19 protein-coding genes, 1 tRNA gene, 2 pseudogenes and 1 riboswitch are annotated in these 21385 nt (G+C 68.5%); of the genes and pseudogenes, 14 read left to right on the top strand and 8 right to left on the bottom strand.

Translation table 11 applies throughout. The features are described 5' to 3' along the window. Positions 1 to 50 precede the first annotated feature (50 nt). Entirely contained in the window at positions 51 to 293 is a 243-nt protein-coding gene (locus GGG17_RS02930; protein WP_288800186.1) for a DUF2530 domain-containing protein, read from the bottom strand. Between the two features lie 224 nt (positions 294 to 517). Here GGG17_RS02930 and GGG17_RS02925 point away from each other — a divergent pair, with 224 nt between their 5' ends. From GGG17_RS02925 to GGG17_RS02910, 4 genes are all read left to right on the top strand, one after another. Further along, complete coding sequence (locus tag GGG17_RS02925) at positions 518 to 2014, top strand: NCS2 family permease (protein ID WP_154592294.1); 1497 nt, start codon at positions 518 to 520, stop codon at positions 2012 to 2014. Positions 2015 to 2094: 80 nt separating this feature from the next. After that, positions 2095 to 2748, top strand: coding sequence for a deoxyribose-phosphate aldolase (gene deoC, locus GGG17_RS02920; RefSeq protein ID WP_154592293.1), 654 nt, complete (start codon positions 2095 to 2097; stop codon positions 2746 to 2748). A gap of 99 nt (positions 2749 to 2847) precedes the next feature. Continuing rightward, positions 2848 to 3306, top strand: coding sequence for a MarR family winged helix-turn-helix transcriptional regulator (locus GGG17_RS02915; protein WP_154592292.1), 459 nt, complete (start codon positions 2848 to 2850; stop codon positions 3304 to 3306). Next, positions 3303 to 4601 (top strand): MFS transporter, encoded by a 1299-nt coding sequence (locus GGG17_RS02910; protein WP_154592291.1) that lies wholly within the window; start codon positions 3303 to 3305, stop codon positions 4599 to 4601. Before GGG17_RS02915 ends, GGG17_RS02910 begins: the two co-directional genes overlap by 4 nt. Positions 4602 to 4703: 102 nt before the next feature. Here GGG17_RS02910 and serC read toward each other — a convergent pair whose 3' ends face one another. The 3 genes from serC to GGG17_RS02895 form a co-directional block, all read right to left on the bottom strand. Beyond that, a complete protein-coding gene (gene serC, locus GGG17_RS02905; protein WP_311966380.1) occupies positions 4704 to 5825 on the bottom strand; it encodes a phosphoserine transaminase in 1122 nt (373 codons plus the stop codon). Between the two features lie 147 nt (positions 5826 to 5972). Further along, positions 5973 to 7046: a citrate synthase 2 gene (locus tag GGG17_RS02900; RefSeq protein ID WP_311966379.1), complete on the bottom strand. Its 1074-nt coding sequence runs from the start codon at positions 7044 to 7046 to the stop codon at positions 5973 to 5975. Positions 7047 to 7053: 7 nt separating this feature from the next. Next, positions 7054 to 7428: a hypothetical protein gene (locus GGG17_RS02895; protein ID WP_154592290.1), complete on the bottom strand. Its 375-nt coding sequence runs from the start codon at positions 7426 to 7428 to the stop codon at positions 7054 to 7056. 48 nt (positions 7429 to 7476) lie between these two features. Between GGG17_RS02895 and GGG17_RS02890 the strand changes: the two genes are divergently transcribed. From GGG17_RS02890 to GGG17_RS02880, 3 genes are all read left to right on the top strand, one after another. Further along, the gene (locus GGG17_RS02890) at positions 7477 to 8196 is read left to right on the top strand and encodes a pyridoxine/pyridoxamine 5'-phosphate oxidase (RefSeq protein WP_154592289.1); all 720 of its coding nucleotides are present in this window, start codon (positions 7477 to 7479) and stop codon (positions 8194 to 8196) included. Between the two features lie 98 nt (positions 8197 to 8294). Further along, complete coding sequence (locus GGG17_RS02885) at positions 8295 to 9017, top strand: iron-dependent transcriptional repressor DtxR (RefSeq protein ID WP_289032712.1); 723 nt, start codon at positions 8295 to 8297, stop codon at positions 9015 to 9017. A gap of 179 nt (positions 9018 to 9196) precedes the next feature. Beyond that, positions 9197 to 9344: riboswitch (cyclic di-AMP (ydaO/yuaA leader) on the top strand. Next, on the top strand, positions 9345 to 10178 hold the full coding sequence (locus tag GGG17_RS02880; protein ID WP_311966378.1) for a C40 family peptidase: 834 nt from the start codon (positions 9345 to 9347) through the stop codon (positions 10176 to 10178). A 314-nt stretch (positions 10179 to 10492) separates the two neighbouring features. On the opposite strand, the pseudogene GGG17_RS16220 reads toward GGG17_RS02880, so the two are convergent. Beyond that, positions 10493 to 10604, bottom strand: a pseudogene (locus GGG17_RS16220) (IS5/IS1182 family transposase); the annotation flags it as partial. Position 10605: 1 nt separating this feature from the next. Here GGG17_RS16220 and GGG17_RS02875 point away from each other — a divergent pair. Together GGG17_RS02875 and GGG17_RS02870 are read left to right on the top strand one after the other, a co-directional pair. Then, positions 10606 to 10947 (top strand): annotated as a pseudogene (locus tag GGG17_RS02875) (tyrosine-type recombinase/integrase); the annotation flags it as partial. Between the two features lie 953 nt (positions 10948 to 11900). Then, a complete protein-coding gene (locus tag GGG17_RS02870; protein WP_154592288.1) occupies positions 11901 to 12839 on the top strand; it encodes a 5'-nucleotidase in 939 nt (312 codons plus the stop codon). Here the strand turns inward: GGG17_RS02870 and GGG17_RS02865 are convergent, their stop codons facing one another. Continuing rightward, positions 12840 to 14141 (bottom strand): hypothetical protein, encoded by a 1302-nt coding sequence (locus tag GGG17_RS02865; RefSeq protein WP_154592287.1) that lies wholly within the window; start codon positions 14139 to 14141, stop codon positions 12840 to 12842. Between the two features lie 105 nt (positions 14142 to 14246). Between GGG17_RS02865 and GGG17_RS02860 the strand changes: the two genes are divergently transcribed. Next, positions 14247 to 14789 carry a tyrosine-type recombinase/integrase gene (locus GGG17_RS02860; protein ID WP_311966377.1) on the top strand — a complete coding sequence of 181 codons (543 nt, stop codon included), beginning with the start codon at positions 14247 to 14249 and terminating at the stop codon, positions 14787 to 14789. A 747-nt stretch (positions 14790 to 15536) separates the two neighbouring features. Here GGG17_RS02860 and GGG17_RS02855 read toward each other — a convergent pair. After that, positions 15537 to 15746, bottom strand: a complete 210-nt coding sequence (locus tag GGG17_RS02855) for a hypothetical protein (protein WP_154592285.1) — start codon at positions 15744 to 15746, stop codon at positions 15537 to 15539. A 1117-nt stretch (positions 15747 to 16863) separates the two neighbouring features. Here GGG17_RS02855 and GGG17_RS02850 point away from each other — a divergent pair. The 4 genes from GGG17_RS02850 to GGG17_RS02835 all read left to right on the top strand — a co-directional run bounded on the left by GGG17_RS02850 (position 16864) and on the right by GGG17_RS02835 (position 21211). Beyond that, complete coding sequence (locus GGG17_RS02850; RefSeq protein WP_154592284.1) at positions 16864 to 17466, top strand: hypothetical protein; 603 nt, start codon at positions 16864 to 16866, stop codon at positions 17464 to 17466. A gap of 160 nt (positions 17467 to 17626) precedes the next feature. Beyond that, on the top strand, positions 17627 to 18487 hold the full coding sequence (locus GGG17_RS02845; RefSeq protein ID WP_154592283.1) for a hypothetical protein: 861 nt from the start codon (positions 17627 to 17629) through the stop codon (positions 18485 to 18487). Between the two features lie 793 nt (positions 18488 to 19280). After that, on the top strand, positions 19281 to 20093 hold the full coding sequence (locus GGG17_RS02840; protein ID WP_154592282.1) for a hypothetical protein: 813 nt from the start codon (positions 19281 to 19283) through the stop codon (positions 20091 to 20093). A gap of 587 nt (positions 20094 to 20680) precedes the next feature. Beyond that, the gene (locus tag GGG17_RS02835) at positions 20681 to 21211 is read left to right on the top strand and encodes a tyrosine-type recombinase/integrase (protein WP_154592281.1); all 531 of its coding nucleotides are present in this window, start codon (positions 20681 to 20683) and stop codon (positions 21209 to 21211) included. A 29-nt stretch (positions 21212 to 21240) separates the two neighbouring features. Here the strand turns inward: GGG17_RS02835 and GGG17_RS02830 are convergent. Then, a tRNA-Arg gene (locus GGG17_RS02830) sits at positions 21241 to 21313 on the bottom strand. Positions 21314 to 21385 lie beyond the last annotated feature (72 nt).

The raw sequence follows: 21385 nt of genomic DNA, 5'->3' as shown, positions 1-21385 counted from the left end.
CGCTGCAGATGTGCAGCAGTTGTGCACGCTCCCGGACGACCCTCGGGCCGTCAGGCGCCCTTGTCGGCGCCACGCCCGCTGCGGACGTACGCCAGCCCCAGCACGCCGAGCGCGATCCCCGTCACGCATGCCCACGGCCACCAGGCGCGGGAGTCGAGGTGCAGGTCCGGGACGATCAGGACGACCAGCAGGGCGGCGACCCACAGCCAGGTGCCGAGCGCCACGACCCGGTCGGTGCGCACCCGCATCAGCGGCACGGTCGTCGGGTCGATGGGGCGGCGCTGCTCGGTCACGCCTCCAGGCTAGTGCCCGGGCCAGTAGCTCCCGCCCGGCGCGCGCAGGACGACCTCGGGCTCCACGGCGGCTCCTTCCCCGTGAGTGACTCGGGGGCACTGTGGGGTCGCGGCCCTGCCGGCGCAAGGCCTGGCCGGCGTGCGTCACCCGGGTACCGCCGCCGGGCGGTCACCTGGTGGCGCCGGCGCGGGCGGCATACGGCACGCCGGTAGGATCCGGGGACATGACGCAGGCCCCCTCCCGCACCCCTCGCAACGCGCCGCCCTCAGGCGGGCTCGACCGCTACTTCCGCATCACCGAGCGTGGTTCGTCGATCGGCCAGGAGGTGCGGGGCGGGATCGTCACGTTCTTCACGATGGCCTACATCGTCGTGCTCAACCCGCTCATCATCGGCACCGTCCCGGACTCGACCGGCGGCTTCCTCGGCGGGGGAGACCCGGACCGCGCGCGCATGCTCGTGGCCGCCGGCACCGCGCTGGTCGCCGGGCTCATGACGATCCTCATGGGTGTCGTCGCCAACTTCCCGCTGGCCCTCGCGACGGGGCTGGGGCTCAACGCCTTCCTGGCGTACGGCGTGGCCCAGATGCCGCAGATGACCTGGGCCGACGCGATGGGTCTGATCGTCCTCGAGGGCATCATCATCCTCGTGCTCGTGCTGACGGGCTTCCGCAAGGCGGTGTTCCACGCGATCCCCGCGCAGCTCAAGACCGCCATCTCGGTCGGCATCGGCCTGTTCATCACCCTGATCGGTCTGATCGACGCGGGCTTCGTGCGCAAGCCGAGCGGCCCCACCCCGGTCGAGCTGGGCATCGGCGGCTTCCTCAACGGGTGGCCGCTGCTGACCTTCGTCGTCGGGCTGTTCCTGATCATCGCGCTCATGGTCAACCACGTGAAGGGCGCCATCCTCTACGGCATCGCCGGCGCGACGGTGCTCGCGATCGTCCTGGAGGCGGTGCTGCACATCGGCTCCCAGACCGGGCCCGGCGGCAAGGTCGTCAACCCCACCGGCTGGGGCCTCAACGTCCCGACCCTGCCCAAGAACCCCTTCGCCGTCCCCGACTTCGCGCTGCTCGGCCACTTCAACCTGCTCGGGTCGTTCAGCAAGATCGGGTTCGTCTCGGCGGCGCTGCTGGTCTTCACCCTGCTGCTCGCAGACTTCTTCGACACGATGGGGACGATGGTCGCCATCGGCGGCGAGGCCGGCCTGCTCGACGAGGAGGGCAACCCGCCCGGGTCGCAGCGCATCCTGGTCGTGGACTCCGTCGCCGCCATCGCGGGCGGGATGGGGTCGGTCAGCTCCAACACCTCCTACATCGAGTCCGCGGCCGGGGTGGGGGAGGGCGCCCGCACCGGGCTGGCCTCGGTGGCCACGGGTGTGATGTTCCTGCTGGCGACCTTCCTGTCCCCGCTGGTCGCGGTCGTCCCCTACGAGGCCGCGACGCCGGCGCTGATCGTCGTCGGCTTCCTGATGATGCAGCAGGTCACCGGGATCGACTGGGACGACATGGAGATCGCCATCCCGGCCTTCCTGACCATCGTCCTGATGCCCTTCTCCTACTCCATCTCGGTCGGCATCGGCGCGGGCTTCGTCGCCTACGTCGTCGTCAAGATCGCCCGCCGCAAGGCTCGCGAGGTCCACCCGCTGCTGTGGATCGTCGCCGCGCTGTTCGTCCTCTACTTCTGCATCACCCCCGTCAAGTCGGCCCTCGGCGTGCAGTAGCCGCGGGGCGGCGCACGGCCCCCCCCGCTCGGCCACTGGTGGCCCCCGGCGGGGGGAGGCTCTCCACTAGGCTGAGTCGTATGACGCAGCTGACTCGCTCCCAGGTCGCGCAGATGGTGGACCACACCCTGCTCAAGCCCGAGGCCACGCACGAGGACGTCCGCGAGCTCGTGGCGGACGGCGAGCGGCTGGGGGTGTTCTCTGTGTGCGTCTCGCCGTCGATGCTGCCGCTGTCGACCACCGTCGCGGTGGCCGTGGTGTGCGGCTTCCCGAGCGGCAAGCACACCTCGGCCGTCAAGGCCGCGGAGGCCGCCGAGTCCGTGCGCCTCGGCGCCGCCGAGGTCGACATGGTCATCGACGTGGGCGCAGCCGTGGCAGGGGACTTCGAGGCGGTCGAGCGCGACATCGCCGCCGTCCGCGAGGCGACCCGCGGCGCCCTGCTCAAGGTCATCATCGAGTCCGCAGCCCTGACCGACGAGCAGATCGTCGGCACGTGCCAGGCGGCCGAGGCGGCGGGGGGCGACTTCGTCAAGACCTCGTCCGGCTTCCACCCGAGCGGCGGGGCGTCGGCGCACGCGGTCCGGCTCATGCGCGAGACCGTCGGTGACCGGCTGGGCGTCAAGGCGTCCGGCGGCATCCGCACGGCCGAGGCGGCCCGCGAGATGATCGAGGCGGGGGCCTCGCGCCTCGGCCTGTCCGGCACCGAGGCCGTGCTCGACGGCTTCCCCGCCTAGCCGACTCAGCCGGCTCAGCCGGCTCAGCCGTCATCCGGGCCGGGAATCAACGGCGATGGATCATCGTTAGCCAAGGTAATGAACTAGGCTAAGGAAACGATGACCCAGGACACGCTCACCGATCACTCGCCCGACCCCACCGAGGCCGACGACCTCGCCCACCTCGCCACCGACCTGCGCCTCGCCTGCCAGCGCATCAGCCGGCGCATCCGCTACGAGGGCACCCATGACATCGCGCCCCACCAGGCCAGCGTGCTCTTTCGGCTCGAGACCCCGCGCACCCCAGGGGAGCTCGCCGAGATCGAGCGCGTCAGCGCCCCCAGCATGACCCGCACCCTCGGGTGCCTCGTCGACGCCGGACTGGTGCGTCGTGAGCCCCACCCGACGGACGGGCGCCAGGTGCTCGTGTCGCTCACGCCCGAGGGCGAGGGGCTGGCCAGGGCGATCCGGAGGCGCCGCGACTCGTGGATGGCCGGCCGCCTCGAGGGGATGACCCCCGAGCAGCGCGCAGTCCTCGCCGAGGCCGCCCCGCTGCTGCTGGAGGTGGCCGCCCGATGAGCACCACCTTCGCCTCGCTGCGCGTCCCCAACTACCGCACCTACTTCCTCGGCGGCCTCGTCTCCAACGTCGGCACCTGGATGGGCCGGGTCGCGCAGGACTGGCTGGTCCTGACCCAGCTGACCGACCACTCGGCGTCGGCGCTCGGCGTCGTGACCGGCCTGCAGTTCGCGCCGGTCGTGCTCCTCGCCCCCTGGGCCGGAGCCGCCGCCGATCGCTTCCCCAAGCGCACCATCCTGCTGTGGACCCAGGCCGCCCTAGGCCTCACTGCGGCCCTCACCTGGCTCCTCGTCGTGACCGGCACCGCGCAGCTATGGATGATCTACCTCCTCGCGCTCGCCCAGGGCGCCGCCGCGGCGCTCGACAACCCCACCCGGCAGGCCTTCGCGTCCGAGCTGGTCGGCCCCGACCTGATCGGCAACGCCGTCGGGCTCAACAGCGCGTCGTTCAACGCCGCCCGCCTGCTCGGACCGGCCGTGGCCGGCGTCGTCATCGGCGCCTGGGGCACCGGACCGGCCTTCGGCGTCAACGCCCTGTCCTTCGCGGCGGTCATCCTCAGCCTGACCCGGCTGCGCGTCTCCGACCTCCACCCGGCGCCCTTGCGACGCGGCGGAGGCGCCATACGGGAGGGGCTCGGCTATGTCCGGCGACGGCCGGACATCATGCTGCTCATGTTCATCGTGTTCATGCTCGGCACCTTCGGCATGAACTTCCAGCTCACGATGGCGCTCATGGCCACCACCGTGTTCGGCCGCGGCGCCGAGGAGTACGGCCTGCTGGGCTCGATCATGGCCATCGGGTCGCTGTCGGCGGCCCTGCTGTCGGCCCGCCGGGCCCAGCCGCGGCTGCGGGTGCTGCTGCTCGCGCTCGGCGGCTTCACCCTCGCCAGCGCCGCGGCGGCCGCTGCGCCGTCGTATGCCGCCTTCGCCCTCCTGCTGATCCCCTGCGGGCTGACCGCGCTCACCGTCATGACGACCGCCAACGCCTCGGTGCAGCTGTCCGTCGACCCTGAGATGAGGGGGCGCGTGATGGCCCTGTACATGGCGATCTTCATGGGCGGGACGCCGCTCGGTGCGCCCTTCATCGGCTGGGTCGGCGACACCTTCGGTGCCCGCTGGACGATCGGCGTCGGCGCCGTGGCCACCGGGATCGCGTGCCTCGCGGCTGTGGCCTACATCATGGTGTCGGACGGCGTGCGGTTGCGGCGCCGCCCCGGCAGCCGCAGGCTCGAGGTCGTGCACCCCGATCAGCTCGAGCCCCACGACCACGACCTGGCAGAGGTGGTGACCCGATGACCCCGCGCGTGCGTCGCGCGGCGACGCTGATCGTGATCGCCGTGTGCCTGGCCCTCGCGGCCTACGGCTCGCTGGTCCGCTGAGCCGCTCCGCCGACCCCGGTCAGAGGCGCTCGACGACGTGCTCGATCGCCCGCGTGAGGATCTCGACGTCGTCCGGCTCGACCGCCGGGAACATCGCGATCCGCAGCTGGTTGCGCCCGAGCTTGCGGTAGGGGTCGGTGTCGACGATCCCGTTGGCGCGCAGCACCGCTGACACGCGGGCGGCGTCGACGGTCTCGTCCAGGTCGATGGTGCCGACGACCTGCGAACGGGCGGCCGGGTCCGCCACGAACGGCGTCGCCCACGGCGTGCGCTCGGCCCACGCGTAGAGCCGCGAGGAGCTGTCGGCAGTGCGTCCCGCGGCCCACGGCAGGCCGCCCTGCGCGAGGAACCACCGGACCTGCTCCTCCATCATGGCGATGGTCGCGAGGGCGGGGGTGTTGTAGGTCTGGTCCTTGCGCGAGCTCTCGATCGCGGTCGTCAGCGACAGCGAGGCGGGGACCCACCGGTCGGTGGTGGCCAGCTCGTGCGCCCGCTCGACCGCGCGGGGGGACAGCACCGCCACCCACAGCCCACCGTCCGAGCCGAAGGACTTCTGCGGGGCGAAGTAGTAGACGTCGGACTGGGACAGGTCCACCGGGAGGCCGCCCGCGCCGGAGGTGGCGTCGACCAGCACGAGGGCGTCCTCGTCGGCGCCCGCCACCCTCTCGACGGGCAGCATCACGCCGGTGGAGGTCTCGTTGTGGGGCCAGGCATAGGCGTCGACGCCCGCCTCGGCCACCGCCGCGGTCCGGGTCCCGGGCGCGGACTCGCGCACCGACGGCTCGGCCAGGTGCGGCGCCTCCCGCGTGACCTGCGCGAACTTGCTGGAGAACTCGCCGACCACGACGTGCTGCGCCCGCTCGCGCACCAAGCCGCCCGCGGCGACGTCCCAGAACGCCGTCGACCCGCCGTTGCCCAGCACCACCTCGTAGCCCTCGGGCAGCGCGAACAGATCCGCCAGCCCCCGGCGCAGCGAGCCCACGACGTCACGGACGGGCGCCTGGCGGTGCGAGGTGCCGAGCCACGTGGTGGCGCCGGTGACGAGGCGCTGCACCTGGGCCTGGCGCACCTTGCTGGGGCCGGAGCCGAAGCGCCCGTCGGAGGGGAGCAGGTCGGGGGGCAGCAGGATCTCGGTGGTCACCCGGGCATCCTCCCAGCCGTATGCCGCAGCCGCGGGCGGGCCGCCGAGATCCGGACGGCGCCGTCAGGCCGGTCCGCCCTGGATGGGGACGTTCGTGCCCGCCCACCGAGCACGAACGTCCCCACTGTCGCGGTGGCGTGGCACGGGTCAGGCGGGGTCACCGGCGTCGACCTCGGCGAGGCGTCGTGGGGGCGGTCCGACATACCGCGCCGTGGGCCGGATCATGCGGCGGGCCCGCTGCTGCTCCAGGATGTGGGCGGACCAGCCGGCCGTGCGGCCGCACACGAACATCGGGGTGACGATGGTCGCGGGGACCTCGGCGAAGTCGAGTAGGACCGCGGCCCAGAACTCGACGTTGGTCGCGATGACCCGGTCGGGGTTGCGCGCGGCGAGCGCGGCGAGAGCGGTGGTCTCGAGCTCGCACGCGGCCGCGTAGTGCGGGGCGCCGAGGCGCCGGCAGGCCGCCTTGAGCACGTCGGCGCGCGGGTCGATGCCGCGATAGACGCTGTGGCCGAAGCCCATCATGCGTCCGCCCTCGGCCAGCACGGACCGGACCACGCGCTCGGCGGGCTCGCCGGACTCGACGTCCTCGAGCATCCACAGGACGCGGCGGGGGGCGCCACCGTGCAGGGGACCGCTCATCGCGCCGACGGCTCCGGACAGGCAGGCGGCGGCGTCGGCGCCCGTGGAGGCGATGACGCGCGCGGTGAGCGCCGAGGGGTTGAGGCCGTGCTCGGCCACGGTGACCCAGTAGCTGTCGATCGCCGCGACGTGCCGCGGGTCGGGGTCGCCGCGCCACCGGATGAGGAAGCGCTCGGCGATGGATCGGCCGCGGTCGACCTCGCGCTGGGGCACGGCGGGCAGGTCCTCGCCGCGCGCGGACTGCGCGATGAAGGACATCGCCATCACCGAGGCCCGCGCGAGGTCCTCGCGGGCCTGGGCCGCGTCGATGTCGAGCAGCGGGCGGAAGCCCCACACGGGCGCGAGCTGGGCCAGGGCGCTCTGGACGTCCACGCGCACGTCGCCCGTGCGCACCGGCAGGGGGAACGGCTCGGCGGGCGGCAGCCCGGGGTGCAGCGCCTCGTCGACGAGCAGCCCCCACACCTGCTCGAACGGCACGTGGCCGACGAGCTCGCGCAGGTCGATGCCGCGGTAGCGCAGGATGCCGCCCTCCCGGTCGGCCTCCGCGATCTCGGTCACGACGTCAGCTGTGCCGGACACCTCGCGATCACCCGCCCGTGCGCCGGACCCTCGGCGTGAGGCGACGCCGGGGCGCGGGCCGGACGCGCTTGTCGAGGTCGTAGCCCTCGATCAGCGCCTGCAGCGTCTTCTTCCTGCTCGCCGGGTGCGATGCCACCGGGGTGTCGCCGTTGAACACGACGAACAGTCGCTGGTCCCCGTCGAAGACCGTGAGCACCGAGCCGTCGACGAGATGGTGGGCGTGCTCGAGGGCGCGCCGGCGGGCGTTGCTGCGGGCCACCTGCCGCTCGGCCAGCTCGCGCGCGGGCTCCTTGCCGTGCTTGACCGCCTCGTAGACGATCGGGCCGTACTTGACGCCGAGCTTGACCAGGTTGTTGACGGCGCCGACCTTGCCTCGTGCCATGGCGGACCTCCTCAGGACGCGGTGACCGGGTCAGCCTAGTCTCGGGGTATGACGGACAAGGACGTGCCCGACGCGCGCGGCGCCGGGGTGCAGGGCATCACCCGCGTCGACTACGTGGGGGAGGGGCTCGATGAGGCGACCCTCGGGGACAGCCCCTGGTCGCTGGCGTCGACCTGGCTGGCGGAGGCGGTGGCGCACGACGCGTCGAGCGGGGGCCGCACCGAGCCCGACTGCCTCGACCTCGCCACGGTCGACGCGGACGGCGTCCCCGACGTGCGGCCGGTCCTGATGAAGTTCTTCACGCCGGCAGGCCCCGGCTTCATCACCGACAGCGGCTCCACCAAGGCGCGTCAGATCGCGGTCCGCCCGCACGTGGCGGCGACGCTGCGCTGGTCTGCGCTCTACCGGGTGATCCGGTTCCGGGGGCTCGCGGTGCCGCTCGGCGACGAGGAGCTGGAGGGCTACTGGCGCACCCGGCCGTGGGGCTCGCAGGTCAGCGCCTGGGCCTCCGAGCAGTCCGCCCCGGTCGGCGGCCGGGAGGAGCTGAGACGCCGGTATGCCGAGCAGGCCGCCCGGTTCACCCGTGACGGGCAGGAGGCGCAGATCCCCATGCCGCCGTCCTTCTGCGGGTGGCGGATCGCCTGCGACCACGTCGAGTTCTGGGCGGGGCAGCCCTCGCGCCTGCACGACCGCATCGCCTACGGCAGGGTGGGGGAGGGCGACCTCGACGACGCCGCGTCCTGGCGGCGTCACCGCAAGATGCCCTGATCTGGCCGGACGCACCCGTCTGGCCCGCGATCGGCGGGCCGAGCCGTGGCGTGCGCGGCGCAAAGGACTTCCACAGGCGCCCGTGGCAGGCTTGTCCCGTGACTGACCTGATCGACACGACCGAGATGTACCTCCGCACGATCTACGAGCTGGAGGAGGAGGGCGTCAAGCCGTTGCGCGCCCGCATCGCCGAGCGCCTCGGTCACGCCGGGCCCACGGTCTCGCAGACGGTCGCCCGCATGGAGCGGGACGGTCTCCTGCACGTCGCGGGCAGCCGCGAGATCGAGCTGTCCCCCGACGGGCGCCTGCGGGCGATGCGCGTGATGCGCAAGCACCGCCTCGCCGAGCGCCTGCTCCTCGACGTCATCGGCCTGGAGTGGGAGCACGTCCACGACGAGGCGTGCCGCTGGGAGCACGTCATGAGCGAGCGGGTGGAGCGCAAGATCCTGGCCCTCATCGGGGACGACCACGTCTCGCCGTACGGCAACCCCATCCCCGGGCTGGACGAGCTGGGGTCGGTCGGGACCGACGGCAAGGACCCCGGGCTCCTCCCGCTGCACTCCGTCGTGGGTGGTTCCGCGGATGGTTCCGTGACCTCGGTCACAGTCACCGTCCGTCGCATCGGTGAGCCGGTCCAGGTCGACCACGAGGCGCTGGGGCTCCTGACGGCGGCCGGTGCGCTGCCGGGCGGCCGCGTCCGGGTCACCTCCGAGGGCGACCGGGTGATCGTCGTTGGCGTGAGCTCCACGGACTCGCAAGGCGTTTCGCTCCCACTTGATGTCGCGAGCCATGTCTTCGTGGACACCGTGACGTCCGACTGAGAGTGGTTGTCGCACGCATGCGTGTCTGCTGCGGGCGCTAGCAGCCCTACCCCGTCGCAGCGTCCGTGTTTCATCTGGCTGTGATCTGAACGTGACAATCCCGGGGGTGTCCGTTACCTTCTTTCACGGCCCCTCTCCCCCTGGAGGGGCTGCAGCAGGAGACGCCGAGTCCTGTCACTTCTGCTGTTCTGCTTACTTCCGCTGACAGGAGCGGGGGACCCACCTTGGCGCGCAAGCGTCCCGGGGTGAAGCCACTCACGTGGCCGGGCGTCACACCTTTCCGCCCGAACCCGACAGCTAACTTCGTAGGCGTTCGAGAGGTCAACTGTGTCCATTCGCACCCCCGGTCGGCACCGCGCTGCCGACGTCACGTCCGCCAGTCTCCTGATCAAGGCCGCCAAGCACGCCGCCGCCCCGGCCACCAAGGTCGCGGGTGTGGTTGCCGCCTCCGGTGGCATGGTCATCGCCGCGTCGATGCCTGCCACGGCTGCCCCGACCGCTGCCGCTGCTCCGGTCAGCGTCGCTGCCCCCTCCGTCGCCGCCGTCGGCCAGCTCGGCCGCGTCTCGCTCGCCGGGGTCAAGAAGTCCAAGCTCAAGAAGGTCCGCGGCACCGTCACCAAGCGCACCGCCGTCAAGCGCAAGAAGGCCACGGTCAAGCGCAAGCGCTACACCACCAAGCGCAAGTACACCCGCACCTCGCGCACCTACCGTCGCACCGCGGTGCGACGCGTCAACCGCACCTACACCCGCGCCTCCCGCACCGCCGTGCGCCGCACCGTCGCGCGCAAGGTCGTCAAGAAGGCCGCGAACCCGGCTCCCCGCGCCGTCGCCGGCGGTGGCGTGCTCCGCACCGCCGCGAGCCTGTCCGGCATCTACTACCGCTACGGCGGCACCACCAGGGCCGGCTTCGACTGCTCGGGCTTCACGAGCTATGTCTTCCGCGCCAACGGCAAGTCCATCCCGCGCACCGCTGCCGCTCAGCAGCGCGCGACCCGTCGCGTGTCCTCCCCGCAGCCCGGCGACCTCGTGTTCTTCGGCTCCCCGGCCTTCCACGTGGGCATCTACGCCGGCGGCGGCATGATGTACGACTCGCCGCGCACCGGCCGCACCACGGGCCTGCACAAGATCTGGAGCAAGAACGTGAGCTACGGCCGCGCCTGATCGGTCGTGCTGCTCGCCGATCCCCCCTGTCGGCGCCGGAGGCGCCGGGCACGCTGCGTCCCCCCGGCGCAGCGTGCCCGGCCCCTGCCGTGTAGTCGCCAGTCTGCCGGGCCAGGCGCGGGCGCGCATCAACCTTTGGTCGGGACTCGCCTACGACCCAGGTCGTAGGCTCCGGCGACCTCTCAGGACGAGCGCTGCTCCGGCCGGTCGGGCTCGAGGCCTTGTCGGCCATGACCGCGGCCGGGGTGGTCCGGGGCCGTCCGGGCCCGACGCGTGGGACCCTGTCTTTGCCCCGGGACCGAGGAGCGCCATGATTGGCAGACCGTTCCCGTCGCAGAGCTGGTGGACCTTGGTCGACAGGCCCCCGCGGGAACGACGGACCGCGTGATCGTCAGGCTCGACGAGCAGATTCTTGTGATTCGCGCCCATGGGTGGTCCGCTGCGCCTCGACAACTGGCGCCGCCGCGTCTTCGACCCTGCGGTCAAGCGGGCCGGCCTCGTGGACGTCACTCCGCACGACATGCGGCATACGGCTGCGTCGCCTGCCATCGCGTCGGGGGCCAACGTCAAGGCCGTCCAGCAGATGCTTGGCCACACCTCCGCGGCTATGACTCTCGACGTCTACGCGGGGCTCTTCCCGGACGACCTGGACGCCGTCGGACGCTCCCTCGATGCCCTGGTGCTGCGTCCTGGTGTGCCACAAACGTGTCACAACGGTCCCGCGGAGGCCCTCGACGTGCTAGCGATCGACCCTAGAAAGGGGCTCTGACCTGCGGTGACGTGTTGTGCCCCCGAATGGATTCGAACCATCGACACCCGCTTTAGGAGTGCCATCGGAGCCCCTGGTCGCCGACCTGGGATCGCCCTGACCTGCGTGTTCGTCTTCCGTTGCCTGACGTGGGGGAGTGGTGTCTCAGTACCTCGTGTGCCACAGATGTGCCACAACCTCGGAGCCGTCCTCGTGCCGTACGCGCGTGCTCGTTCCGGCGTGATCCGCCATCGGCAGGGAGGGGTGCGGCTCGGTGAGAACTTTGGCGGATCGCGTCGGGCCGCGGGTCCGGGCTGCGAAGCCCGGTGGTTTGTACGGGGCCGCAGGTGGGAGGACAGTCCCCTAGACGTTGCCGTTCGGTCCGCGGACGCGGAGACTGGCCTGATGGCTGACGACACGCCCCCGCGGCAGACATCACGGCTTCGGCGCCTCGGGCAGGCTCTGGGCTTCGTGTTCAACGACGACGGAACGAGGGGCCCCTTGCGGCTCCAGTCTGCTCGGGGTAGGGAGGCTGTAGCGAAGGCGCAAGCGGTCGAGCAGGAGACGGAAGCGCCGCAGGTTCGGCCCGGGGAGTAGGACTGGTGGAACGGGGCGTCTCGGAGCAAGTTCCGGGGCGCCCCTTTCGTCATGCTTGGGACCGGTGAGCTGACGCGGCCGAGCGCGAGAACGGTCGGAGGCCGCAGCGCAGCGCCGGCCGCGTCAGCGGCCGGTCCCCGCGCGCCGAAGGCGCGCCTTGAACCAGTACAGAAACTCCTCACCGCTCAAGGCGTGCCTCACGCGGCTGAGTCCAAGCGTTCGCCGCATGAGGGGCAAGGAGCGGAAGGGGCCGATATTTGCCCGGTGGGTGGAGGCAGGATCCCTGGGTGCCCCTGACCCTTTCGCCTGGGCTCTGGCTGTCTGTAGGTCTAGAGTGGCCGCCGCGGTGTTTCGCGCCCATAGGAAGGTGGCAATTCATGCCGTACGCCTTGGAGGACGTGCTGGTCGTCGGAGTAGCCTCAAGTGCACTCTTCGACCTGACAGATTCGGATGCTGTATTTCGAAGTATGGGCGAGTCGGAATATCGGCGTTATCAAGAAGAGCATATCGACAATCTCCTTGAACCAGGCGTCGCGTTTCCATTCATTAAGCGACTCCTGTCTCTCAATGACCTTGGTAGCCCAGACGCCCCTCTGGTGGAAGTGATAGTCCTCTCCCGTAATGATCCTGAGACTGGACTTCGGGTCATGCGGTCTATAGCCCGCCACGGGCTGCCGATTACCCGAGCCGTCTTTATGCAGGGGAAGGCGCCTTATAGGTTCATTGAAGCGCTAAACATGTCGCTATTTCTGTCTCAGAACGAAACCGACGTCCGTCAAGCCATTCAACAAGGGTTTGCTGCCGGTCGAGTGCTCGGCCAGCCTGCGGCCGACCTGACTGGGACGGAGTTGCGGGTTGCTTTCGACTTTGATGGGGTGCTGGCGGACGACTCGTCCGAAGCCGTAATGCAAGCAGAAGGGCTGCCCGCGTTCCATGCCCACGAGACGGAGCACACGCTGGACCCGCTTCCAGAGGGCCGACTCTCCGAGTTCCTGCGAGGGTTGAATCGGATACAGGATCGTGAGCAGGAGCGACTCAGCACTGACGACACGTACGTGCGCCGGGTACACGTTTCGATTGTGACGGCAAGGAATGCTCCATCGCATGAGAGGGTGGTCCGGACTTTGAAGTCCTGGGGGGTCCGGGTGAACGATGCGTTCTTCCTCGGGGGAATTGAGAAAAGTCGGGTATTGCGAGTCCTCAAACCTCACTTGTTCTTCGATGATCAACTAAGCCACCTTGAGGGCGCGGCGAACGACGTTCCTAGCGTTCATGTTCCCTTTGGGGTCGCCAATCAATTTAGTGCATCGGAGTAACTAGGGTTGTGCAGGTTGCTTTTGCCAGTGCCGCCGCGGATTCTGGGTTAACACGCCGAGGACTCCGGGATTGCTGTCGTGGGACAGCATTTGATGGATGAGAAGAATTGGTCCGGAGACGAGTCCGGCGCCGGCTTGTCCCGTGAAGTGCCAAAACGCAAACTCAGTTCCAAATGCTATCGCCGCGTCTGCGGTGAGTCTGCCCAGTAGTCCGGTATCCGCACGTCGTCTTATCGATCGAGCCTTTTCGGAGAAGGCGTCCTGGACGGCTTCGCGGACCTCAGATTCGCTGGCTGTAGCTGCGCACAAGCGTTTTACGTTCCGAATTTCTGCTCGCCAAGCCTCGAATTCATCGTAGTTCCGACGGATATCGAGGGCTGTTTCGGGCGTGAGCGGGAGTCTAGGCAGGTCGAGTGAAGTGATCGAGCGCAGCAGGCTGCGGTCAAGCGGCGCATGCGTCTTGGAAACAGTGGCCGAGAGAGTGAAGAAGTCCCAGTCCGTGGGGTTGTCGGGAACATACTTTGCGCCCGCGTGAAGGGTGAGGGTAACTACCTTGTGAAGGTAGTAGAAATGGGGCTGGAACATTAGTAGGGTGGAAGCATCCGAAAGCCTCACTCCCGGCGCCGTAATCTCCATCCCGCGAAGATTGTTTCTAACGGTCAGCTGCCGATTCGCATCGGACGAGTAGTCCTGTAGCCATTCAAGGAGATCGGGTCTTTTCAGGTCGTGGCGAATTGCGGTGAAGATGCGGTTCTGCGCTCCGGCAAGTGTGTGGTACTCGGAAATCAGTCGCACAACGCCAGTGCGTACGAGCTCTTCAATGTCGGCGAGGCTTTCGAGGCGCCACGCAACGTTTTGCCTGTAGGTTTCCAGGTCATTGCGATGAGATCCGAAGTTTTGGGATGCAACGATCGTGTTCTCTTCGATAGGGGAAATCGCGCCTATCCCCCCGGATTTCGGTTGGGGTATTGAAATGTCAGAAAATGTCAGGAACTTATGGTGCTCATCGAAGAAATACTCGGCCAGGGGGTCGTGAAAAACAACCGTGGGATAGTAGATCAGGGGGTCCAGCCAATGTTGATAATCGCCGTGACGCCACTGCCAGTAGGATGCAGTCCAGCCTCCGGAGTAGTAGGCGTCCGGGTCGAAAGATAGGTTTTGGGAGGTCCTATAGTATCCTCGGACAGCGGCCCCCAGATCGTCGAGGGTCGTGCGTGATGAGAGCGCCGCAGCGGAGGCGGCCTCTCGTATCGAGGCGGCCTGAAAGAGGCTGCAGATGACGTCGAGAGAGGTCTGAGGCACCTGAATTTCCCTGTCTATTTCGCCGCTGGCTAAATGCGGGTTTCCAGCGTGATGGAGATCGCAGTCTTGTCATCGTAAAGTTTGCTGCGAGGAGCCCGGCCTCCTGTGGGGTCGCTGTCCTCGAATTGTTGCAGTTCCACTAATTGTTTGCTCAGGCGGAGCGTTAGCGTCGTCGGGTCGCGGCTGGTGTGGACGACGCCCAAGACCCATCAGGTCCGGTCTGTTCCGGTGCCGCCGGCGCTCATGCGTCACGTCGAGGAGCAGTGCAGGGGGAAGGGCCCCGAGGAGCTCGTCTTCACCTCCCCGCGCGGTGGCCCGCTGCGGCTCAACAACTGGCGCCGCCGGGTCTTCGACCCCGCCGTGGAGCGGGCGGGTCTGGTCGACCTCACGCCCCACGACCTGCGGCACACCGCGGCGTCCCTGGCCATCGCGTCGGGGGCCAACGTCAAGGCCGTCCAGCAGATGCGTGGCCACACCTCCGCGGCTATGACCCTCGACGTCTACGCCGGGGTCTTCCCCGACGACCTGGACGCCGTCGGACGCTCGCTGGATGCGCTCGTCCCCGCTCAGGGTGTGCCACAAATGTGTCACAACGGTTCCTCGGAGGCCCTCGGCCTGCTGGCGATCGACCCCGGAAAGGGGCTCTGACCTGCGGTGATGTGTTGTGCCCCCGAATGGATTCGAACCATCGACACCCGCTTTAGGAGCGCATTCGGACGAACCGGGGTGCGATGGCTTGGGCATGATCGCCCGGTTTGTCCTGGGATTTGGCACGTGGCTCGGGTTGCTCTTTGCGGTTGTTCGCGTTGTTGCGGGGGCCAGCGGGGGGCCAGTGCCCGGGGCGCTTGAGCTGTGTGGGGCGCGCCCCATAAGGGGGTCTGAGTGGGCACCTCGTCGGGTCGGCGCGTCAGCCGTGATCGTGCCCGCCGCGGGGTGGCAAGCCCTGGTCGTGTGGGGCCGTGGGTCGCATGTGCGGGAGCACATTCCTTGCGTTCTGGGTGTGGTGGTGGGCTTGCTGCACCGTGGTGGGTGCGGTAGCCCGAAGGGGCCGAGTCGATGTGATGCCCTGGTGACCACCCCCTCTCAGTTGAGGTGGTGCGTTTGGGGGCTATCTCAGAGGGGAGGCCGGGGGTGCGGGGGCGGAGCCCCTGTTTCGTCGTCGGAGCTGGTGTCTTCGGCTGGGGTCTTGTCGCGGATCGCCTCGACCATGTCGAAGAGGTACCGACCCCCAAGGGCGGCGCACACGAGTGCGGCGATCTCCGCGAGGTCGCGCCAGGGTTCCGTGTGGAGGTGGTCCCTCAGGTCGAGGAGGAGCCATCATCCGATGAAGCTGGTGATCACGAGGGCGGCGTACCGGACGGCGAGGGCGGTGCGGCTGGGGGTCGAGCGCATGGGTCACTTGTCTCCGACGGTGAGCATGTACCGCGCGAGAACGATGCCGATGGTGACGGCGCAGGCGGTAGCCGGGAGTTGGGCGAGGAGTCGCCGTGGTTGTTCGGCGACCTGGTTGGCGAGGAAGCCGGGGATGGTGCGTGCGACGAGCAGGGCCATGATGGCGCCTGCGGCCTGGCGTCCGGTGATCTTGAGGCGCGGGTTGGTCGTCACGGGTTGAGCCTAGGACGTGTCGGCGGGGCGTCTGTGTTTTCGTGCACAGGCGCCCTTCTTCGTTTGGGGCCGGGGAGCCGGAGGCGGCCGAGCGCGAGAACGGCCGCCAGGCCGCAGCGCAGCGCCGGCCGCCGCAGGCGGACGGCTCCGCGCGCCGAAGGCGCGCCTTGAGTCAGTACAGAAACTCTCAACCTGGCGGGTGCCCCGACCTGGGCCTAGGCCGGATGACGCAGTGTGGGGCCACGGGAGCTCGACATCAGACCGACGACGCGCCGGAGGGAGAATGTCGTGAACTCGTCGTGCGACGTGGGCAGCCGCGGCCGCCAAGGGCGCGTGAAGGTCCGCTTTCGTCAGCGACACGAGGCTCGCACACGCGTTCTGCATCTGGTCGAAGCACGTGCTTGGTGGCCGGTGAGGAACGTTGGCGGGGCGAGGCCCCCACTCCTTGGCCTAGCATCGTCATGTGAATTGGCCGCAGTTGTGGGCGACGCTGATCAGCGTCGCTGTGGGCTCCTTGTTGTCTGCATGTCTCGCGATCTACCTGGCCCGGCGGGCACGAATGGAGGGCCAATCGCGCTTCCTTGTGGAACGGCGTCAGAGCGCTTACGCCGATTTCGCCGGCAAGGTCCAGATGGCCGAGGCGCTGCTCAGCAGGTGGCTAAGCGGAGGCACGGACGACCAGTGGCGCGAGGCACAAGCGAGCGTAGCTGCGACTGAAACCAGCCTAGCCGCACTTAAGCTCATCGCATCTCAGGAGACAGCACGGAAGGCGCATGCTCTCTCTGAGGCGGCGTACCTCAGTTGCGCAGGCGGAGCCAGCGAGGAGCGAGCCGCAAACGCGGCCTACTACAGCACAGCCTGGGCAGAGTTTGTTAACTCCGCCAGGCTCGATATCGGGGCTCCCGAATTGCTTGGGGCGGCCCCATCCCACCCCTTTGCCGCCGTGTTGGCCGCCAGGTCGAGAGCGTCCTCCTCTCATGCAAACAACGAGGGGTGTGCTGAGAATGAACCGGAGGCGCCCGGCGAACACGGCAGACCGGATCATCCGCGCCCCGTGGTGCCCTCGCGGGGCTGACGGCTGGTGCCGGGCTCTATGGACGACATGTTGGGACCCTGCATGTACATCCAGGACTTCAAGGCGCTGTCGGTGCGATGCATCGAGAACTTCACCGGGTTGCGGGAATTCCTTGCCGACCCCACCGTGAAAGCGCTCGGGTGGCCCGACGACGTCGTCGAGCAGCTTCTCTATGACCATGCCCGGAATGGAGCCCTTCAGATGGACTACGGGCACATCGACCTGAACGACCTCACCTGGTCCCGAGAGCTGGTCCCGACGGGCGAGTTCCTAAGCATGCCGACGGGGCCGAGTGACCATGACGCGATCGAGCAGTGGGCCGCGTTGCATGAGTACTCGGTGTCGAACAGGGAGAGGCTCAGCCACATGACTGGCAACAGTCGGCATGCCGGGATCCGCGCGAAGTGGGAGGAGGAAGGAACCTGGTTGCGCGCCCCGATCGTCCTAGACGCGCGAGTAATCGGCACCGCGCGGACGGGCCTGCAACTCGTCGAGGGCCGCACGCGAGTGGGTGTGCTGCGCGGGCGACACCGGGACGGGCTGCCCGTCGCCGTTGAGCATTGGACGTGGATCGGTCGGCGCCGCTCCGCTGCGGAGACGCGCCCGTTCCGACCGCACCAGGGAGCGGGCCTGCTGCGTTCTTGACGAACTCTCCGAACGGACCGCCACACGTGCAGTATGTGCGTTGCGACTCTAGGGGGGCGGCTGACCGGTTTCGCTCGACGGTTGTCGTTTCAAATGCGGCGGGCTGGCGGGGGTGCTTTCATGAGAGTGGTGGAGGTGGCTAGCCGCACGAGGAGGATCGATGAGCGGGGCCGACGACGGGCCTGTCCGCCCGTCCGACGGACAGTGGATGCCTCCGGACCTGCTGGCGGGGTTCAAGACTCAGTGGATGCCTCCGGACCTGCTGGCGGGGTTCAAGACTCAGTGGATGCCTCCGGACCTGCTGGCGGGGTTCAAGACTCAGTGGATGCCTCCGGACCTGCTGGCGGGGTTCCAAGCCCATGTTGAGAGACTGCGGGAGACGCTGCGGCGTCGCGCTCTCCCTAGTAACCTGCACTCCCTCTCCGGCGTGACGTCCGACGATGTGTTGAACTTCACCCAAGTACACGGGGTATCGCTGTACCTGGTCCCGCGTCCGGCCGTCGCGGCGCGTCTTTTGAGTGCTTCAGATAGCCCGAGAGTGCGGCGCATCCTCGGCGACGAGCGGGGCGCGATCATTGCGGACTGCCGGGAAGTTTTCGCGCGCTGCGACTCGGTGGAAACGATGCATCTTCGTCAATTCGCCGAGCAGGCCGCGGATGCTCTGGAGGCCGACTTGTTTGGAGCCTCCCAAGCCCTGAGCGCGTCGCTGCTGGACGTTCTCAACCAGAGACACCTCCCGCGGATTTGGGGTGGGCCCGTTAAGCGGGGAAAGGCTGCGCCAACTGTTGAGGATGCGCTGGCCTCACTGGCCATTTCGGACCCGTGGGGCACGTACATCGTGCACGTGGTGTGGCAGGCGTGGGCTTCCTACCGCCTCAGCAACGGAGACCCGGTCCCCCACACGTTCTCCCGTCATGCCAGTGTTCACTCACCGGGCCCGCGCCAGTACAGCCGCCGCAACGCGGTTCAGGCCCTGATGATTGTGACAAGCACGATGGCCTACCTCAATGGATTGCACTGATAACTGCTGGCGGTTGCGGCTAGCGGACGCCCACGCGCACACTCGTTGGCGTTCGGACGTTCGGTCCGGCCCATAACGCTGGGCTACCCGTCGGCGTGGAGGTTGGACGCGGTGCTCCTGCGCATGACGACCCAAGCGAGCTGGCGGCTTCCCCGTGGCCGAGGTAACTCGCTGTTGCATGGGGACAGTCAGACCTCCCCAGGGCGCTTGGCGACTCGCAGCGGCCGAGGAGTATGACGAGGTGTTTCTGCGGTCGAGCCGGTGAAGGCACCGCCGCCGGGAACAGCTCACATCCCTGGCGGCGGTGCGGTAAGTTGAGGGTGAGCCAGGTGCTCTTGCGGGGCTCTTGCTGGCTCACCCACCCCTAGTAGGGCTCGAGCGAGATACTCAGTGACCGCGCGCTCCAGCGCACGGTGATCCTGAATCCGCACACGGGGGCCACCCCCTCTCCCCGAGCAGGCGATGCCTCGGTGGCGTCGCCTGCTCGGTATCGCTCCGACAGTCGCTCGGTCGAGCGGCCATAACCCACAGTGAGTTAGATGCTCCTGGATCACAACCCCTTTGCGGGCCGAGAGGAGCGACGTCTTGGACGGCGGAGTGTGAAGTCTGAGACAGGTAAGAAGGAACCTGGTGAGGGTAACCCGGCTATGATAGACGGGTAAGTGCGACGGTCGTGACGGATTCCCATAGGAGAGCAGCCCTTGAGGCAGCCCACAGGCGAACCGTAGGCGGCCCGAGTATCACTTGTGTCCTTGCTGAGTTGGTAGGGGCCCTCGTCGCCAGGAGGAGACCCATGACCGGGAATCTGGGGGGCGTGCCCGCGGTACGCATGCAGGAGACCTTGGAGGCCCTTCGCAAGGGGGTCGCCCGATCGAAGAGGACGGGGAGCGTTCGGTTCCCCTTGAGTTTTGCCCGTGCTTTTACTGAGTTGGAGGAGAAGCCGCCTCTTGCGCAGTTGGTGAGCGGCGGAGGGGGGCGCCTCTCGACTTACCTCACCATCGTGATGTTGGCGACGAAAGAGCCGCACCAACTGAAGATGTCGTCTAAGGACCTTGCCGACATGCTCGACCGGCACGGACGCCAAGGCCCCGGCCCTCGGCGTATCGCCAACGAGATCAAGACTCTAGAAGAGTTGAAGCTGCTGAAGGTGGAGCGTGCCCCCGGGCTGACGCCAACGATGACCGTGCTGACGCCTGATGGGTCGGGGGAGTCCTGGAACGCCAGGGAACTACGCAGCCCCTACCTCGCCCTGCCCATTGGTCTTTGGCAGAACGGGTGGATCCTCTCCCTCGCCCCTCGCGACCTGGCAGTTTGGATCGCGTTGCATGAGTTCATGTCTGGCCGCAAGCAACACACTGCTATGTGGATGCCAACCTCACGCAAGCAAAGCTACGGACTCTCGGAGGCGACCTGGACTCGAGGCGGCAAGGGCCTGGTGGAGGCTGGTCTGCTTGAGATTGATCGGGTGACGACCAGCTACGCAGGTGAAGTCCGGAGGCGAAACCTCTACGCCCTCAAGATGGAGCCTGTCACAAGCAAGGAATCCGAGAGGGGCGGCCAATTGCCCGAGGAAGAGGGCGCGGACCGTTCGGCGACGTCCAGTTGAAACTGGCCAGCGCGCTGCGGTGCTAGCTTGTGCAGCTTTCCGCGCGGCCGGCCAAGCCGCCTCGGGGTTCGCGTAGCCTCGGCTCGACGGCCCCACTCGCCCGGCACAGAGGCATGGTCGGACGCTACGGCATGAGCGTGCCAGGATCACGCCGTAGCGGAGAGCAGTTGTGCCCGGTGGCGAATCATTCCGCACACCGTCGCCTGCTGGGCCGCGAGGGCGCGGCGGCGTTTCATCGTCGTCGACGTCGGTGGCCGGTGTTGCAGCGCGCGCAGCTCGTCCTCAAGGTGTCCAAGCGTCATCAGCAGCTCGCGGATAGTGGGCGCTTCCCGACAGACGTGGGCGTTGGGCCCGGCTGCGCCCGCACCGGATGAACCGGCGCGGGGCGCCCGGGTCTTCTCTGTCGCTACTGTCATGGCCTCTAGGTTGTGGTGACTGTCTGACAACTGGGGGCAAACCCGGTGTGACGCACCTATGAAGTGCTGACGGAGACCTCTGGGGTGGTGCGTGAGACCCCGCGGATGTGACCTTGGTGCTGGGTATGACGGGGTTGCGGATGGGTGAGCTGCGCGGGCTGAGGGTCTGCGATGTGGTGTCGGTGCCGTATCCGGCTTTGCTCGTGCAGCGTTCGCACCCTCAGTCTGCTCGGACGGGTCCGGGTGATCGAGCGCAAGCGGACGAAGGGTGGTCGGTCCCGGCTGGTGCCGATGTTGTCGGAGGTGCAGCAGGTCGTGGGGGAGTGGGTGGCTGGCAGGCGCCCTGACGACCTGTTGTTTCCCTCGCCTGAGGGATCGTTCCTGCGGTCGGGCAACTGGCGCCGGACGGTGCATTGGGACGAGACGTGCCGGGGGCGCCGCCCGCACGACCTCAGGCATACTGCGGCCACGGTGTGGCTGGGGGCGGGTGTGGACGTCAAGACGGTGGCGGCCTGGCTGGGGCACGCCAGTACCAAGCTGACGCTGGACACCTATGGGCATTGGATGGGCACGGATGCGGACCGGGCTGCGATCTCTCGTCTTGAGGCCGCGCTTGGCGCTCCTGCTGGTGACGGTTGCGGGGGCCAGGCGGGGGCCAATGGCTCTGCAAGTCGCGCGGGGGCGGTGGGGTCGGATGCGTGATACCGGTTCTGACCTGCGGGTTTGGGGGGTGCCCCCGGGCAGATTCGAACTGCCGACACCCGCTTTAGGAGAGCGGTGCTCTATCCCCTGAGCTACGAGGGCGGGGGTGGCGGCAGCGCCGGCCACGGGCACCTATCTTGTCATGGCCGCGGGCGGGGCGCGGACAGCGTCCGG

It is taken from the genome of Arsenicicoccus cauae, from assembly GCF_009707125.1.
GTDB classification, from domain to species: domain Bacteria; phylum Actinomycetota; class Actinomycetes; order Actinomycetales; family Dermatophilaceae; genus Arsenicicoccus; species Arsenicicoccus cauae.
The sequence above is the reverse complement of the archived record's forward strand: the minus strand, read 5'-3'. Positions and strand labels throughout refer to the sequence as shown.

What these genes read in the sequence shown, in the direction of transcription:
- GGG17_RS02925 (WP_154592294.1), top strand. Translation starts at nt 518, where the DNA reads ATGACGCAGGCCCCCTCCCGCACCCCTCGCAACGCGCCGCCCTCAGGC.
- deoC (WP_154592293.1), top strand. Translation starts at nt 2,095, where the DNA reads ATGACGCAGCTGACTCGCTCCCAGGTCGCGCAGATGGTGGACCACACC.
- GGG17_RS02915 (WP_154592292.1), top strand. Translation starts at nt 2,848, where the DNA reads ATGACCCAGGACACGCTCACCGATCACTCGCCCGACCCCACCGAGGCC.
- GGG17_RS02910 (WP_154592291.1), top strand. Translation starts at nt 3,303, where the DNA reads ATGAGCACCACCTTCGCCTCGCTGCGCGTCCCCAACTACCGCACCTAC.
- GGG17_RS02895 (WP_154592290.1), bottom strand. Translation starts at nt 7,428, where the DNA reads ATGGCACGAGGCAAGGTCGGCGCCGTCAACAACCTGGTCAAGCTCGGC.
- GGG17_RS02890 (WP_154592289.1), top strand. Translation starts at nt 7,477, where the DNA reads ATGACGGACAAGGACGTGCCCGACGCGCGCGGCGCCGGGGTGCAGGGC.
- GGG17_RS02870 (WP_154592288.1), top strand. Translation starts at nt 11,901, where the DNA reads ATGCCGTACGCCTTGGAGGACGTGCTGGTCGTCGGAGTAGCCTCAAGT.
- GGG17_RS02850 (WP_154592284.1), top strand. Translation starts at nt 16,864, where the DNA reads ATGTACATCCAGGACTTCAAGGCGCTGTCGGTGCGATGCATCGAGAAC.
- GGG17_RS02845 (WP_154592283.1), top strand. Translation starts at nt 17,627, where the DNA reads ATGAGCGGGGCCGACGACGGGCCTGTCCGCCCGTCCGACGGACAGTGG.
- GGG17_RS02840 (WP_154592282.1), top strand. Translation starts at nt 19,281, where the DNA reads ATGACCGGGAATCTGGGGGGCGTGCCCGCGGTACGCATGCAGGAGACC.
- GGG17_RS02835 (WP_154592281.1), top strand. Translation starts at nt 20,681, where the DNA reads ATGTGGTGTCGGTGCCGTATCCGGCTTTGCTCGTGCAGCGTTCGCACC.